The sequence below is a fragment of the Albidovulum marisflavi genome (assembly GCF_025751435.1).
Taxonomy (GTDB): Bacteria; Pseudomonadota; Alphaproteobacteria; order Rhodobacterales; family Rhodobacteraceae; genus Albidovulum; species Albidovulum marisflavi.
Genome location: NZ_JAOWKY010000001.1, coordinates 1581129 through 1596784, shown reverse-complemented (window position 1 = coordinate 1596784; position 15656 = coordinate 1581129). Strand labels below are relative to the sequence as shown.

Genomic DNA, 15656 nt, shown 5'->3' with positions numbered 1-15656 from the left:
TCAAATGAATTCCGCGGCCTGTTGCCGCGTGGGCCGCGCCTCGACCAGCGCTTCGGCAAGGTCAACTGTCCGGTTGAACAGCGCCCGCCCGACGATCGCGCCAGAGACGTCTCCAAGCAGCTTAAGCCGAGAGATGTCGTCAAGCGTCCGCACGATTCCGCTGGCGATCACCGGCACGCGGGTCGAACGCGCGATGCCCTCGATCATGCCCAAGGCCGCATCCGCACCCTCGATATCCGCCGCGATGTCGGTGACGATGATTCCCGCAAAGGGCGTATCCGCAAACGCGTTGATGAAACCCTCGGCCGTATAGGCGCTTTGCGCTTTCCAGCCCTCGACCATCACCTGCCCCTGCCAGACATCAACGGCCAGAACGATCTGATCCACATGCCGGTTTGCCAGCTCCTTGACCAGGTGGGGGTTCTGGGCCGCAAGCGTGCCCACGACGATGCGCCCGGCGCCCAGGTCGATCCATTCCTCGATCCGATCGCGCGAGCGAAACCCGCCGCCCAGCTGCACGGGGATGCCAGCCTCGCGGATGATCCGGAGTACGAGGTCACGGTTCTGCGAGTCGCCTGCAACCGCGTCGAAATCAGTGACATGCATCCACTCGGCGCCTGCATGGGCGAACTCCTGTGCCTTCTCGACAGGATCCACATGCCAGATCGCCGCCTCGGACATGTTTCCCCTGGGAAGACTCACACAGCGCCCGTTCTGCAATTCGATCGTCGGATAGATTATCATAGGGCCCTCCTTGGTGTTTTCCCTGAGCCGGCCACGGATCATCCATGGCGACCTGGAGCTCCTTGAAGACAAGCCTAACAGGAAACCCGCCAAAGTCTCAAATGCATTTGCTTGGCGCGCAGATTGTCGCTGCAATGCTAGGTCCTTGAAAACAGGACCTGCCTTCGCGGCCTCCAGCCGCCTGCGAGATCCGGAATCCCCCTGCAGGCATCGGCTTGCGGCAACATCCATTTGTGGCGACCAGAATGCGCCATGGCCCGGACCTCGGTGATCGAAGGCTCTGGCCAAAAGAAAAACGGCGCCCCGTGGGGCGCCGCTAGAAAGACTGTTTCGAAGACGATCAGGCGGCTTCAGAGATGAACTTCACCGCATCGCCGAAGGTCTGGATCGTCTCGGCCGCGTCATCGGGGATCTCGATGCCGAACTCTTCCTCGAACGCCATGACCAGTTCCACGGTGTCAAGGCTGTCAGCGCCCAGATCGTCGATGAACGACGCATTCTCGGTCACCTTGTCCTCGTCCACGCCCAGGTGCTCGACGACGATCTTCTTCACGCGATCAGCGATGTCGCTCATGTCAAATCCTCATTTTCGCGGGACTGCCCCGCCCTTGCTTCCTTGCTCGTTCAGAGCGGTTCTGGCCCTGCATAATACAAAGCCGCCGGTAAAAGCTTGGCCTCCCCGGCAAATCTGCGCCGCCTATAGCATAGTCTTTGCACGAGGCAAACGCTTTCGCAACCGCGCCATGGTGCGGCTCAGATCATCGCCATGCCGCCATTGACGTGCAGTGTCGTGCCCGTGACATATCCCGCCTCTGGACTGGCAAGGTAAAGCACTGCCGCACCGATCTCGTCCGCATCTCCCATGCGCCCTGCGGGAACCTGCTGAAGGATCTTGCCCTTCTGGTCGTCGTTCAGCTTGTCGGTCATTGCCGTGGTGATGAAACCGGGTGCGACGCAGTTGACGGTGATTCCCCTGCTCGCAACCTCGTAGGCCAGGCTTTTCGACATGCCGACCATGCCCGCCTTGGCGGCCGCGTAGTTGCCCTGCCCGGGGTTGCCGGTAGCGCCCACGACAGACGAAATGTTGACGATACGGCCCCAGCGCGCCTTCATCATGCCGCGCAGCACACCGCGGCACAGCCGGAAGGTCGAGGTGAGATTGACCTCGATAACGTCGCGCCATTCCTCGTCCGACATCCGCATGAAAAGGTTGTCACGCGTGATGCCGGCGTTGTTCACGAGGATATCGACCGATCCCATCGCCTCGACGGCCTGCTTGGGCAGCGCCTCGACCGCTGCGGCATCAGCCAGGTTGCAGGTCAGCACGTGCGCCCGCTCTCCAAGTTCATCGGCCAGCGCCTGAAGCGGCTCAAGCCGCGTGCCCGACAGCGTGACGGTCGCGCCCGCGCCATGCAGCGCCCGCGCGATCGCTCCGCCGATGCCACCCGATGCGCCCGTTACCAGCGCCGATTTTCCTGTCAGATCGAACATGTCGCCCTCTATTCCTCTAATCCCAGATCCCCACTGCCCGCATCGCGCGCGCGGAGCTTATCCCCTTGCCGCGGCCACGTCTTCTGGCGTCCCGATCGCGCGCGTCTCCGCTTCCTTGGCGATCCGGCGGATCATGCCCGACAGCGCCTTTCCGGCACCGACTTCCCAGAATGAGTTCACGCCCTGCCTCGCCATCCACTGAACAGACTCCCGCCAGCGGACGGACCCCGTGACCTGCTCGACCAGCAGGCTGCGGATCAGCTCGGGATCGGTCACCGCAATCGCGCGCACGTTCGCGACCAGCGGCACCGCGGGTTCATTGATCGTCACATCGTCCAGCGCCTCTGCCATGACCTTGGCGGCGGGTTCCATCAGCGCGCAATGGAACGGCGCGCTGACCGGCAGAAGCAGCGCCCGCTTCGCCCCCTTCGCCTTCGCGATCTCGACTGCGCGTTCGACCGCGGCCTTGTGGCCCGAGACCACGACCTGCGCGGGGTCGTTGTCGTTCGCGGCCTGACAGACCTCTCCCTGGGCCGCCTCCGCGGCCACGCTGGCGGCCGCATCGAAATCAAGCCCCAGAAGGGCAGCCATTGCGCCGACGCCGACGGGCACGGCCTCCTGCATGGCCTTGCCGCGCAGCCGCAGCAGACGTGCGGTATCCGCAAGGCTCAGCGCGCGCGCCGCGCAAAGCGCAGAGTATTCTCCAAGCGAATGCCCCGCCACGAACGCCGCAGAGGTCACGTCGATCCCCTCGGCCTCAAGCGCGCGCATCGCCGCGATCGATGTCGCCATCAGCGCGGGCTGCGCGTTCTGCGTCAGCGTCAGATCCTCCTGCGACCCTTCCCAGATCAGGGCCGAAAGCTTTTCACCGAGGGCCTCATCGACCTCGTCGAACACTGCCTTTGCGGCAGGATAGGCATCGGCCAGTGCCTTGCCCATGCCCGTCACCTGTGCTCCCTGCCCCGGAAAAACGAACGCACGCGTCATCTGGTCCCCCTCATTCGCCGTTTCATACCCGCATAGCGCGCGCGCGCGCGCCGCGCAATGCGCCCCGGGGCTAGGCAAAAGCCGCCGCCGTCGCCATCATGCCCCGACGCAGGAGGTGTCTGGATGCCACGCTACCATGGCCAGCACGGGTACGGCCCCGTGATCCGGATCTTTCACTGGCTCACGGCGATCCTGATCGGCGCGGCCGCGTTGCGTGGTGTGACCATGATCGCTCTGCCCGCCACGACCGACGCAGAGGTGGCAAGAATCTTTTCCGCCTTTTCCCTCCACAAGACCCTCGGCATCGCGGCCTTGGCCGTGATCCTTTTGCACATGATCGCAAGGCTCGTCACAAGGGACCCGGGCCCCCTGCACCCCGAGCGACGGGCCGAAGTCTTCCTGGCGCGAACCACGCAGCTTGTCATGTGGGGAGGGATGATCCTTTTGCCGCTATCGGGCTGGCTGCGTCACGCCTCCGCACCGGGCTTCGCGCCGATCCTGTGGCCGTTCGGCCAGTCGCTGCCCGGCGTCCCGGCCGACGAGCGGCTTTCGCTGATCTTCCAGACCGTGCATCTCTACGCGGGCTGGACGCTGGCCGCGGCGGTCGCCCTGCACATCATTGGCGCCGCGAGACACGCCGTGCTGGACCAGGACGCCACCCTTGCGCGGATCACGACCGGCGCCGGCCCCTACGCCCCGCCTGCAGGCTTTCCGATGGTGCCGCTTGGCATCGCCGCCCTTCTGTGGATGGCCGTCCTTGCCTATGGCCTGCGCCAGGCACCCGAACCAATCCCCGACCCTTTCGTCGACTTCCAGGGCGGCGCCGAGCTGCAGACGGCGCCGGAACCAGACCTGTCCGCGGCCTCCCCTGCCGGGCAGGATGCCGAAGTTCCGCTGGACACAGACCAAGAAACGATCGACATGCCAAGACCGCCATCGGATTGACCCTGCGACGCGCCGCTTGCATCCCGCGCATGTTCCTCTATAAGGCCGCATCCTTCCGCTTTCACGAAACCGGCGTAGCCTCTCGTGGCGGGCCGCGGAGGGTTTGCCCGCCTATGAAGCCGCCCGAGACGAAAAAGGAGCATACATGCCGCTGTACGAGCATGTCCTCATCGCGCGTCAGGACCTTTCCAACGCGCAGGCCGAAGGGCTCATCGAACACTTCTCCACGGTCCTCGCGGACAACGGCGGCAAGGTCGTCGTTTCCGAGTACTGGGGCGTCAAGACGATGGCCTACAAGATCAACAAGAACCGCAAGGGCCACTACGCCTTCCTGCGCACCGACGCGCCGTCGGCCGCCGTGCAGGAGATGGAGCGTCTCGCCCGTCTGCATGACGACGTGATGCGCGTGATGTCGATCCGCGTCGAGGCCCACGAAGATGGCCCCTCGGTTCAGATGCAGAAGCGCGACGATCGTGGCGACCGTCCCGAGCGCGGCGAACGCCGCGAGCGTCGTTGATCCGGGCTTGAGGAAAGGAACCTAACACATGGCGAACAAACCGTTTTTCCGCCGCCGCAAGGTCTGCCCGTTCTCGGGTGAGAATGCGCCGAAGATCGACTACAAGGACGTCCGTCTGCTTCAGCGCTACATCTCCGAGCGCGGCAAGATCGTCCCGGCCCGCATCACCGCCGTTTCGGCGAAGAAGCAACGTGAACTGGCGCAGGCCATCAAGCGCGCCCGCTTCCTCGCGCTTCTGCCCTATGCCGTGAAGTAAGGAGAGAGGCACATGCAAGTCATCCTTCTGGAACGCGTGGCCAAGCTTGGCCAGATGGGCGAAGTCGTCAAGGTCAAGGACGGCTACGCGCGCAACTTCCTGTTGCCGCAGGGCAAGGCGCTGCGCGCCTCCGACGCCAACATCAAGAACTTCGAAGCCCAGAAAGCCCAGCTCGAAGCCCGTAACCTCGAAACCCGCAAGGAAGCCGAGGCGCTGGCCGGAAAGCTGGACGGTCAGTCCTACATCGTGATTCGCTCGGCCTCCGACGCCGGTGCGCTTTACGGTTCGGTCACGCCCCGCGACATCGCGGACGCGGCCACCGCGGCGGGCTTCTCGATCGACCGCAAGCAGATCTCGCTCATCGCTCCGATCAAGGAACTGGGCCTGCACGACGTGTCCGTCATCCTGCACCCCGAGGTTTCGGTCTCGGTGTCGGTGAACGTCGCACGTTCGGCTGAAGAAGCCGAGCTGCAGGCTTCGGGCAAATCGATCCAGGAACTGGCGGCGGAAGCCGAGGCTGCGGCCGAGTTCGAGATCGCCGAACTGTTCGACGAAGTCGGCGCGGCCGCTTCCGACGAGTAATCGGGCCACATCTCCCAAAAACGAAACCGCGCCGGTTCGCCCGGCGCGGTTTTTCTTTGTCATTAAGACTTCGCGGTTTGTCCCCGGAGCGGACTTGCCGCTTGTCGTTACCACTTTTCCCCGAACGGACGCAGATCCATCTCGAAGGTCCAGGCCGAGCGCTCCTGCCGCGCCAGCATCAGGGCGGCTTCCGCGATCCGGTCGGGCTGAAGGAAAAACTCGTCCGGCTTGCCCGCCGCAAAATTCTCGCGCGTGTCCGCCGTGTCGATCACGCCATCGATCACAAGGTATGAGACGTGCACGCCCTTCGGCCCAAGCTGCTTTGCCAAGGATTGCGCCAGTATGCGTTGCGCCGCTTTCGCTGGCGCGAATGCCGTCGTCCAGACGTTTCCGCGCAACGATGCTGTTGCGCCCGACACGATGATGTTTCCTGCAGAGCGCTCTGCCATTCTGGGGCCAAGAACCTGCGCCGCCACGAAGAGCCCAAGCACGCCCACCCGCCAGCTTTGCTCAAAGCGGTCCACCGACACCTCTTCCAGCGCCCCGAAAGCGGCGATGTCCGCGTTGTATATCAGCGTGGAGATCGGCCCCTGCTGATCCTCGATCAGCTCGATGGCCGCGCGAACCGCAGAGGGATCACCAGCGTCACAAGAGTAGCACCGGACGTCGCTGGTCGATGACTGGCGACCCAACTTCGCGCCTGAGCGGCTAAGCAATGAAAGATCGTAGCCAGCGGACATGAAGCAACGCGCATAAGCGGCGCCAAGGCCCGGCCCGAATCCGACGATCGCGCATAGGTCTTTGCCGTTCATGAATGAAGCCCCTGGTGTTTCGATCTCCCCAAGTCAGGATAGCACATTCCTGGAATGGTTGGAAAAATGGCCCCAAAGGCCAGATGCCATTGGGGCGCAGATTGGTTGCAGCCGCCTATCGGGGGCATTTGTTCCAAGACACAATCCGACGAAATTCCACACGAAATCGCTTTGCCGCGGGCGCATTGCAGTGGCCCGTTCCCGTCATCTGCCTGTCGCCAGCGGGAAAGACACTTTGCCAGCAGCGCGCTACCCGGGTGCAAACAGCACAGGTAGACGCATGGCCTTCGCCGCTCCCACCCTTCAGCCCGGCCATGCTTCCGCCGCGGGTGTCGTCTATCTTGTCGCGGGCATCTCGGTCTTTTCGGTACAGGACCTGATCCTCAAGCTTCTGAGCGGCGATTACCCGCTCTACGAGATCATGGTGCTGCGCAGCCTGACTGCAACGCCCTTGCTTCTTGCCCTGGTCATCATGAACGGAGGGCTTCGCAGCCTGGTTGGCCGGGGCTGGACCGCCATGCTCTGGCGCGGGGTCGTGATCTGTAGCGCCTACTTCGGCTACTATCTGGCCCTGGCCTCACTTTCGCTTGCGACCACCGCAGCGCTTTATTTTACCGCCCCCCTGTTCATCACGCTGTTTTCCGTGCTGATCCTGCGTGAACACGTGGGTCCGCGTCGCTGGGCCGCCGTCGCCATCGGCTTTCTTGGCGCGGTCGTCATGCTGCGGCCGGGGTCAGAGCTTTTCGACTGGGCGGCGGCGCTTGCGATCGGATCGGGCCTGACCTATGCCGCCGCCATGGTTCACGCCCGCCACTTGGGCACGCGCCACAGCGCGGCGGCGCTTGCGTTCTGGGGCAACCTCGTCTTTCTGGGGTGCGCGCTGGCTCTGGCAGCCGTCTTTCACGACGGAAGCCTTCAAAGCGGAAGTCATGCCACGCTTGGCTTTCTGGCGCGCGGCTGGGTCACGCCGACGTTGCGCGATGCGGCGCTGATGGTCTCCACGGGCGTCATCGCCGCGGCGGGCCTGACACTGCTGACACAGGCCTACCGGGTGGCAGAATCCAATGTCGTGGCGCCATTCGAATATACCGCCATGATCTGGAGCGTCATGTTCGGCTGGGTCTTCTTTCGCGATCTGCCCGACGCCCAGGGCTGGCTTGGCATTTCGATGATCATCGGCGCCGGGCTGTATGTTCTATACCGAGAGGGTATTCGCTCCCGGCGCTGAGTCACCCCATCTGCTGTCCGGGGGTGGAGCGCATGATCTCCCGCTCCTCGTCCGTCATGTCCTCGGCGATTCCCTCGAACAAAGGCGTCGACAGGTAGCGCTCTCCGGTATCGGGCAACATCACCAACATGACGGATCCGGACTCCGCCTTCTTGGCGGTGTGCATGGCTGCGGCCAGGGTGGCGCCTGAGGATATTCCGACGAAGATCCCCTCTTCCGCGGCTAGGCGCTTGGCCCATGCGACGCCCTCGGCGCCGGGCACCGGGATCAGTTCATCGTAATAGGCCTTGTCCAAAGCCTCCTGCAGCACCAGCGGGATGAAATCGGGCGTCCATCCCTGGATCGGGTGAGGTTCCCAGGCAGGATGCCCCTGTGCGGGGGCCCCGTCAGATTCGCGCTGTTGCGGCGTCCCACTTTCGACCAGCGCGGCGTTGGACGGTTCGGTCAGGATGATCCGAGTTTCCGGGCGCGCCTTGCGGATCACCCGCCCTATCCCGGAAATCGTACCACCGGTGCCATAGCCGGTCACGATGTAGTCCAGCCGCTCCCCCTCGAAGTCGGCCATGATTTCGCGCGCCGTGGTGCTTTCATGAATGTCAGCATTGTCCTTGGTCTCGAACTGGCGCGCAAGGAACCAGCCATGCTTTTGAGCCAGCTCGGCCGCCTTTCGATACATTCCAACGGCCTTTTCCGCGCGAGGCGTAAGCACGACCTTGGCCCCCAGCATCCGCATCAGCCGCCGCCGTTCGATCGAAAAACTGTCGGCCATCGTCACGACCAGAGGATAACCCTTGGCCGCGCACACCATGGCAAGCCCGATGCCGGTGTTCCCCGACGTCGCCTCAACCACCGTCTGGCCTGGCTTCAGCCGTCCCTCACGCTCTGCCGCCTCGATGATATTGACAGCCAGCCGGTCCTTGACCGAGGCGCCAGGATTGAAAGCCTCGATTTTTACATAGACCGTGACATGCTCCGGCGCGATCCGGTTGAGGCGGACGACCGGCGTATTGCCGATCGTGTCCAACACGCTGTCGTAACGGCGACCACGGCCAGCGGTGCTCCTGATGCTATCGCTCATGGTGTCCCCTTTCTGATGGCGGTACCAGAGTACGCCATGAACGGCTTGGAAGGAACCTCTTGACGTGCCGCTCAGACCAGCGGCCGCGTGATGGCCTCTCTTGCCTTGGCCAGGGTCTGGCGAAACGCGGCCTTTGCGTTGAAGGCGCCTTCCGGCAGGGCGTCCACGACCGCTTCGGCCCAGTCCAGGTATGCTTCACGCCGCGAAACGGGCCAGTTCACCGGCGGGGTTTCCGCCACGGCGCGGACGTTCGACATCTTGTCACAGATCTTCAGAAGCGCCGCCCCTTCGGACTTGGCGGGTGCGTGCAATATCTGGTGACGTTTGCGATCCTCGGCGCCAAGCGATTTGTCGTCGGTCAGTTCCTGGACAATCGCCGTTATGTCCGCACCGAACCGTTCGCAAAGTTCTTCGGCAGTGACGCCGCAATCCTCGATCGTGTCGTGCAGCCACGCCGCCGCGATCACGGTCTCCGAGGCACCGAAGCGAACGGCCAGGGCCGCGACCTCCTCAAGGTGCACGATGTAGGGTTCGCGCGCCGCGCCCTTGCGAAATTGGCCCTGATGCGCACGCTCGGCGAATTGCCGTGCTTGCTCAATGATGTCCATGAACACTCCATCCGGCCAGCGACCGCGGGCGGTCAACCCAGCGACGCGGGAAGCATGGCCGATTTACGATTTCGGGAAAAGAAGGCAATGCCTTCGCCTTCAGCATGGCAGCCTGCGCGGCGATTGCAAGCGCAAAAAAGAAAGGGCCGCACCATCAGGCGCGGCCCCCTTGATTCTGATCCGGCCGAAGGCTCAGATTTCGTCGAGCGCCTCGACGGCCTTCTGAAGATCGTCCTTCGACACTTCCTTTTCGTTCACCTTCGCACCGGCGAAAATGAAGTCGACGACCTTGTCCTCGAAGATCGGGGCGCGCAGCTGCTGCTGCATCTGCGGGTTCTTCTGGACGAATTCGAAGAAGGCGCGTTCCTGACCTGGATACTGGCGCGCCTGCGTCAGGACCGCCTGGGTCATCTCGGCATCTGTGACCTCGACGTTCTGCTTGCGGCCGACTTCGGCCAGCAGCAGCCCAAGGCGCACGCGGCGCTCGGCCAGGGCCTTGTGCTCGTCCGTCGGCTCAATGGCGCCGTGGTCATGCCCGTGATGGTCGGGATGGTCCTCGTGCCACAGCTGGTGCGCGATCTGGTGCGCCTCGGCGTCCACAAGGCTGGGCGGCAGCTCGAAGCTGACCAGCTTGTCCAGCTCATCCAGAAGCGAACGCTTCATGACCGCACGGGCGGCCGAGACGTACTCGGCTTCAAGCCGTTCCGTCACCTGGGCCTTGAGCGCATCCAGGCTTTCCGCGCCGAAGCGCTTGGCCAGCTCATCGTCGATCTCGGCGGGTTTGGGCGCCTTCACGGCCTTGACGGTGCAGTCGAAGACCGCAGCCTTGCCGGCCAGATGTTGCGCGCCGTAGCTTTCGGGGAACGTCACTTCGACGGCCACTTCCTCACCGGCCTTGGCGCCGACCAGCTTTTCCTCGAAGCCCGGGATGAACGCGCCCGAACCCAGGACAAGCGGATAGTCCTCGCCAGCGCCGCCCTCGAAGGGCTCGCCGTCAATCTTGCCGACGAAGTCGATCACGACCTGATCGCCGTCCTTGGCCTTCGAACCCTTCTTGCGGTCCTCGAAGCTCTGGGCGTTGGACGCGAGGTTGTCGAGCGCTTCCTGAACCGACTTCTCGTCGGCCTTCACCACCAGCTTTTCAAGCGAGATGTTCGACGCATCCAGTTCGGGGATCTCGGGCAGCGCCTCGTAGGACATCTCGACGACGACGTCCTGACCTTCGGACCAGTTTTCGCCGTCCTTCATCTCGACCTTTGGCTGAACGGCCGGGCGGTCGCCGGTCGCGTCGAAATGCGACTTCATCGCACCGTCGATCGCGTCCTGCATCGCATCGCCCAGAATCCGCTGGCCGAACTGCTTGCGCAGCATCGCAAGCGGCACCTTGCCCTTGCGGAAGCCCTTCATCTCGATCTCGGGCTGCGCCTCGACGAGCTTCTCGGTGACTTTCTTGTCCAGATCCGCAGCCGGCACGGTGATCGTGTAGCTGCGCTTCAGACCTTCCTTCAGGGTCTCGGTGACCTGCATTCCTTCGTCCTTTTCCATCATGGTGCGGGTGGAGGGACTTGAACCCCCACGCCTTGCGGCGCCAGAACCTAAATCTGGTGCGTCTGCCAATTTCGCCACACCCGCATTTCCCGTAAGGGGCAGCCCGCGAAAACCACCCCCCAAATCCGCGCCCTTCTAACAAGTCCCGGACAGGGATGCGAGAGGAAAAAACCGTGTCCGGACCTCTGCCGGGGCGCTGCGGCGGGCACTCGATACCCACGAAATGCCGCCCCATGATCGCAATGTTGACAGATTCCTTCGACAGCATTGGTTCACAGTTGGTTAACAGGTGCTGCCATGTCCTTGATGTTTACTGACAACCTCGCCCGTACTGCGCCCTCTCTCGACGAAGGCACGTTCCACGGCATCGCCGAAGGAACCCGGATTTTCACCGCGACCGGCCTTCAGCCGGTGGAAACGCTGTGCGCCGGCGACAGGATCATCACGCGCGAGGGTATGCGCGAACTGCAACGCGTATGGATCGAGGACCATGCAGGCCCGTCGATCCACGTCAAGGCCAGCACCCTTGGCGCACAGCAGCCGACGCAAGACATGACGTTTTCGGCGGGAATGCCGGTGATCATGCGGCAGTGGCGCAATCGCGGCCGCGGGTCGAAGGCCGTCGTGCCGCTTCTTCGCCTTGTGGACGGGGTCGAGATCTGCCGCGGCGAGGATGAGATCCTGCGCACCTTCACGCTGCAATTCGATACCGACCAGGTCGTCTATGCCGCCGGGCTTGAGGTCTTCTGCGCGGGCACAGGCATCGAAAACGAAGAGTGGTTCAAGCGCGGCAACATCTTCCTCGACTAGGGCTCAAAGCCCCAGGTCACGGAACACCGCCGGCAGTTGCTCGGGCAGGTCCTCCGCGATGAGGCCGGGTCCGAACGTCCTTGCGCATTCGACATGAAGCCAGGCGGCGGTCTCTGCCGCCTGCATCGGCGCGAAACCCCGCGCCAGAAGCCCGGCGATGAAGCCTGATAGCACGTCGCCCGACCCCGCCGTGGCAAGCCAGGGCGCCGCGCGGTCGTAGTGGGCCGAATGGACGGAACACAGGCCAGCGGCATGTGCGATGACCGTGTCAGCCCCCTTGAACACAACGATGCACCCGAGCTCCGCGGCAACCTCCCGCGTGGCATCAACCTTGGAATAGGCGGGGCCGCTTTTTGCAGTGGTCTTGAGCCTCTTGGCGGACTGCGGCGACAGGCGGGCGAATTCGCCCTCATGGGGCGTCAAAACACACCCCCCGTGCAACTTTGCCCTGAGATGCTTGTGCGCCCCGACCATCGTCAGCGCGTCCGCATCGAGCACGACGCGTTTCTGGCTGTCCAGAACAGCCTCCAGAAGTGACACTGCCCGCGGATCGAGACCGAACCCCGGACCGACGCAAACTGCATTTACCCGGTCATCATCAAGCAAAGCCGCTGCGTCATCCGCTTCGCGGATCATGATCGCATCGACCCGAGCCGCCGTTTCCGCCACGGCGTCGTGAGGAACGACGAGCGTGACCAACCCGGCCCCGATGCGCAGCGCTCCACGGGCAGCGAGCCGCGCCGCACCGCCTCGCCCCGGCCCGCCAGACAGCACCAGGGCGTGCCCTTGATGATATTTGTGCAGATCGACGCGCTTTCGCAGGCCAACTGCTCCGGGCGCCGAGTAATAGGCTCCCCCGGAAGTGTTGGGCCGCGCGACTTCGCGCGCAAAGGCCCGTGCCGCAATCGGATCGATGGCATCCGCACTTCGGCCTTCCGCTGCATCGCGGGCGGCTTTGTCGAGGCCGATATCAACCACAGCAACACGGCCGCAATGGAGTGGCCCCTGTCCGATAACGTGACCCAGTTTCCGCCGCTGGAAGGTCACGGTGAGATCGGCGGCGGGCACATACATCCCAGCCGCACCCGCCCCTTTCTGAAGGGGAAGCCCGGAGTCGAGGCACAATCCCGATGGACAATCCACCGCGACCAGCGCCTTTCGCGCTGCGCTCCGCCCCTTAAGGCCGAGCAGGAATCGTTGCACATCGACTGCCGCACCCTCGAGCGGCCGTGAAAGACCGGTTCCAAAGAGCGCATCAATGATGACGGCTCCGTCATGACGCCTGATGTCGATGGACCGGCCCGAGAGCGGGTTGACCTCCCCCATCCCCCGCCACCGCTCATAATTCACCCGCGCATCCGGCGGCAGTTTATCGGGCTCGCCGTAGAGAAAGACCTCCACCTCCCAGCCCCACTCCTTCAACAGTCGTGCGACGATGAAGCCGTCGCCGCCATTGTTGCCCGGCCCGCAAAGCACCACCGCCCGGTGCGAAGTCTCGCGGAGCTCCGGCCATTCGTCGAATATCGCCGCGACCACGCCCCGCCCAGCGCGTTCCATCAGTTCGAGGCCCGTGACCTCTCCCGAGGCAATCGCGGCCTGTTCGATGGCACGCATCTGGGCGGCGGTCAGCAGTTCGGCCATGCGCAAAGCCTCCAAAGTTCTCAAACCGCCGCAAATGCGGGCGCGTTGCACAAAATTTAATCACACGCGCCGGAATCGGCCCGGCAGCCAGCCTTCGGAAAGACTAGCCAATTGTGCAGGCGCGGCGAAAGTGGTGACAGAGGCCCGACCGCGATGAAACCCCCAAGGGAGTCGGCCCATGAAAAAGATCGAAGCCATCATCAAGCCCTTCAAACTCGATGAGGTGAAGGAAGCCCTGCAGGAAGTGGGCGTCCAGGGGCTTTCGGTGATCGAGGTGAAAGGCTTCGGGCGCCAGAAGGGCCATACCGAACTTTACCGCGGGGCCGAATACGTGGTGGATTTCCTGCCCAAGGTGAAGATCGAGGTTGTGCTGTCCGACGACATGGTGGACACCGCGATCGATGCGATCGTCTCTGCGGCCCGCACCGACAAGATCGGCGATGGCAAGATCTTTGTCAGCCCCGTCGAACAGGTCATCCGCATCCGCACCGGTGAAACCGGCGAGGACGCGATCTGAAACACCCCGGAGGCCTCAGGCTTCCGGCCCGAAACCCCAAGGAAAGGATCAAAGGATGAGCGCTATCGAGAATGCTCTGAAACTGATGAAGGACGAGGAAGTCGAATACGTCGACATCCGCTTCACCGACCCCAAAGGCAAGCTCCAGCACGTGACGCTGGTGGTGGACCTGGTCGACGAAGAGTTCTTCGAGGAAGGCTTCATGTTCGACGGTTCCTCCATCGCCGGCTGGAAGTCGATCGACCAGTCCGACATGAAGCTTATCCCGGATGCGAGCTCGGTCTACATCGACCCGTTCTACGCGGAAAAGACCATGTGCGTGCACTGCAACGTGGTCGAGCCGGACACCGGCGAGCCCTACAGCCGCGACCCGCGCGGCACCGCATCGAAGGCCGAAGCCTACCTCAAGGCCTCGGGCATCGGCGACACCGCCTACTTCGGTCCCGAAGCCGAATTCTTCATCTTCGACGACGTGCGATACTCGGTCACGCCGTCCAAGGTCGCCTACCAGATCGATGCGCATGACGCGGCCTGGAACACCGACACGGAATACGAGATGGGCAACCTCGCCCACCGCGCGCAGCACAAGGGCGGCTACTTCCCGGTCAACCCGATCGACGCAGCCCAGGACCTGCGCGGCGAGATGCTTTCGACCATGAAGCGCATGGGCATGAAGGTCGACAAGCACCACCACGAGGTGGCGACCGCCCAGCACGAACTCGGCCTGATTTTCGGCGGTCTCGTCGAACAAGCCGACAACATGCAGAAGTACAAGTACGTGATCCACAACGTGGCCCACGCCTACGGCAAGTCGGTGACCTTCATGCCGAAGCCGATGAAGGGCGACAACGGCTCGGGCATGCACGTCAACATGTCGATCTGGAAGGACGGCAAGCCGCTGTTCGCCGGCGACAAGTATGCCGACCTGTCGCAGGAAGCGCTGTGGTTCATCGGCGGGCTGCTCAAGCACGCCAAGGCGCTCAACGCCTTCACGAACCCCTCGACCAACTCCTACAAGCGCCTCATCCCGGGCTTCGAAGCACCGGTTCTGCGCGCCTACTCCGCCCGCAACCGTTCGGGCTGCGTCCGGATCCCGTGGACCGAGTCGCCCAAGGCCAAGCGCGTCGAAGCCCGCTTCCCGGATCCGGCCGCGAACCCGTACCTGGCGTTTGCCGCCCTGCTGATGGCCGGCCTCGACGGCATCAAGAACAAGATCGATCCGGGCCCGGCTTCGGACAAGGACCTCTACGATCTTCCGCCGGAAGAACTGGCCGAAATCCCGACCGTCTGCGGCTCGCTGCGCGAAGCGCTTGAAGAGCTTGAGAAGGACATGGACTTCCTGCTGGCGGGCGACGTCTTTACCCGCGACCAGATCGAAGGCTATGTCGGGCTGAAGTGGGAAGAGGTCTACGCCTACGAGCACACGCCGCACCCGATCGAGTACCAGATGTACTACAGCTGCTGATCGCAGGCGCGAATACCGAGGGGCCCCGCAAGGGGCCCTTCTTTTTTGACAGCCAGGATAGCGTCCGCGCAGCCTTCCCTACCGTTCCGCCCCCGATTCTACACCCTCAGCTCCTGCGCCGTTTCCCCGCCTTGGCCCCGTCATGACCTGCTGCGGCTGGACTCGGAATTCCCGACTGCCCCGCCCTATCCCCTCACATTGCTTCGCTTTGGACAGGTCAGACGATTCCCGACCAATCGCGGCTTCTGCGAACGTGCGCATCGGCGTGAAACAATACTTCGGTATAGGAATACTATCTTGGATTGCAGGTCACTGCCGGCACACACACGTAAAAGTTGATTTTTGTATGAAACGCCACTCTTGCGTGTAATCGCTCTGGTGAGCCGACGGTTTTGACGCTTTATTCAGAACAGGGCGGGCGAAAGGA

General features: G+C 63.4%; 17 protein-coding genes and 1 tRNA gene. 8 read left to right on the top strand and 10 right to left on the bottom strand.

The genetic code is table 11. The annotated features are described in order from the left end of the window. From OEW28_RS07770 to fabD, 4 genes are all read right to left on the bottom strand, one after another. On the bottom strand, positions 1–744 hold the full coding sequence (locus tag OEW28_RS07770; protein WP_263734129.1) for a 1-(5-phosphoribosyl)-5-[(5-phosphoribosylamino)methylideneamino]imidazole-4-carboxamide isomerase: 744 nt from the start codon (positions 742–744) through the stop codon (positions 1–3). Between the two features lie 340 nt (positions 745–1084). Continuing rightward, the gene (locus OEW28_RS07765; protein ID WP_261494656.1) at positions 1085–1318 is read right to left on the bottom strand and encodes an acyl carrier protein; all 234 of its coding nucleotides are present in this window, start codon (positions 1316–1318) and stop codon (positions 1085–1087) included. A gap of 179 nt (positions 1319–1497) precedes the next feature. Further along, entirely contained in the window at positions 1498–2235 is a 738-nt protein-coding gene (gene fabG / locus OEW28_RS07760; RefSeq protein ID WP_263734128.1) for a 3-oxoacyl-ACP reductase FabG, read from the bottom strand. Between the two features lie 57 nt (positions 2236–2292). Then, positions 2293–3222 (bottom strand): ACP S-malonyltransferase, encoded by a 930-nt coding sequence (gene fabD, locus OEW28_RS07755; protein ID WP_263734127.1) that lies wholly within the window; start codon positions 3220–3222, stop codon positions 2293–2295. A 123-nt stretch (positions 3223–3345) separates the two neighbouring features. Between fabD and OEW28_RS07750 the strand changes: the two genes are divergently transcribed. From OEW28_RS07750 to rplI, 4 genes are all read left to right on the top strand, one after another. After that, entirely contained in the window at positions 3346–4167 is an 822-nt protein-coding gene (locus tag OEW28_RS07750) for a cytochrome b (RefSeq protein WP_263734126.1), read from the top strand. Between the two features lie 145 nt (positions 4168–4312). Then, positions 4313–4684, top strand: coding sequence for a 30S ribosomal protein S6 (gene rpsF, locus OEW28_RS07745; RefSeq protein ID WP_263734125.1), 372 nt, complete (start codon positions 4313–4315; stop codon positions 4682–4684). Positions 4685–4712: 28 nt separating this feature from the next. Further along, positions 4713–4940 carry a 30S ribosomal protein S18 gene (gene rpsR, locus OEW28_RS07740; RefSeq protein ID WP_261494662.1) on the top strand — a complete coding sequence of 76 codons (228 nt, stop codon included), beginning with the start codon at positions 4713–4715 and terminating at the stop codon, positions 4938–4940. 12 nt (positions 4941–4952) lie between these two features. Further along, positions 4953–5522, top strand: coding sequence for a 50S ribosomal protein L9 (gene rplI / locus OEW28_RS07735; RefSeq protein ID WP_263734124.1), 570 nt, complete (start codon positions 4953–4955; stop codon positions 5520–5522). A 107-nt stretch (positions 5523–5629) separates the two neighbouring features. Here rplI and OEW28_RS07730 read toward each other — a convergent pair whose 3' ends face one another. Further along, a complete protein-coding gene (locus OEW28_RS07730) occupies positions 5630–6334 on the bottom strand; it encodes an SDR family NAD(P)-dependent oxidoreductase (RefSeq protein ID WP_263734123.1) in 705 nt (234 codons plus the stop codon). 280 nt (positions 6335–6614) lie between these two features. On the opposite strand from OEW28_RS07730, the gene OEW28_RS07725 reads away from it, so the two are divergent. Further along, a complete protein-coding gene (locus OEW28_RS07725; protein ID WP_263734122.1) occupies positions 6615–7562 on the top strand; it encodes a DMT family transporter in 948 nt (315 codons plus the stop codon). Position 7563: 1 nt separating this feature from the next. Here OEW28_RS07725 and cysK read toward each other — a convergent pair whose 3' ends face one another. From cysK to OEW28_RS07705, 4 genes are all read right to left on the bottom strand, one after another. After that, complete coding sequence (gene cysK, locus OEW28_RS07720; protein WP_263734121.1) at positions 7564–8640, bottom strand: cysteine synthase A; 1077 nt, start codon at positions 8638–8640, stop codon at positions 7564–7566. Between the two features lie 71 nt (positions 8641–8711). Beyond that, a complete protein-coding gene (locus OEW28_RS07715) occupies positions 8712–9248 on the bottom strand; it encodes an HD domain-containing protein (RefSeq protein WP_263734120.1) in 537 nt (178 codons plus the stop codon). 192 nt (positions 9249–9440) lie between these two features. Next, complete coding sequence (gene tig / locus OEW28_RS07710; protein ID WP_263734119.1) at positions 9441–10775, bottom strand: trigger factor; 1335 nt, start codon at positions 10773–10775, stop codon at positions 9441–9443. Between the two features lie 20 nt (positions 10776–10795). Further along, positions 10796–10880 (bottom strand) — tRNA-Leu (locus OEW28_RS07705). Positions 10881–11093: 213 nt separating this feature from the next. On the opposite strand from OEW28_RS07705, the gene OEW28_RS07700 reads away from it, so the two are divergent. Beyond that, the gene (locus OEW28_RS07700; protein WP_263734118.1) at positions 11094–11606 is read left to right on the top strand and encodes a Hint domain-containing protein; all 513 of its coding nucleotides are present in this window, start codon (positions 11094–11096) and stop codon (positions 11604–11606) included. A 3-nt stretch (positions 11607–11609) separates the two neighbouring features. Here OEW28_RS07700 and OEW28_RS07695 read toward each other — a convergent pair whose 3' ends face one another. Beyond that, entirely contained in the window at positions 11610–13247 is a 1638-nt protein-coding gene (locus OEW28_RS07695) for an NAD(P)H-hydrate dehydratase (protein ID WP_263734117.1), read from the bottom strand. Positions 13248–13425: 178 nt separating this feature from the next. Between OEW28_RS07695 and OEW28_RS07690 the strand changes: the two genes are divergently transcribed. Both OEW28_RS07690 and glnA read left to right on the top strand, forming a co-directional pair. After that, on the top strand, positions 13426–13764 hold the full coding sequence (locus OEW28_RS07690) for a P-II family nitrogen regulator (protein ID WP_263734116.1): 339 nt from the start codon (positions 13426–13428) through the stop codon (positions 13762–13764). A gap of 55 nt (positions 13765–13819) precedes the next feature. Then, complete coding sequence (gene glnA / locus OEW28_RS07685) at positions 13820–15229, top strand: type I glutamate--ammonia ligase (protein ID WP_263734115.1); 1410 nt, start codon at positions 13820–13822, stop codon at positions 15227–15229. Positions 15230–15656 lie beyond the last annotated feature (427 nt).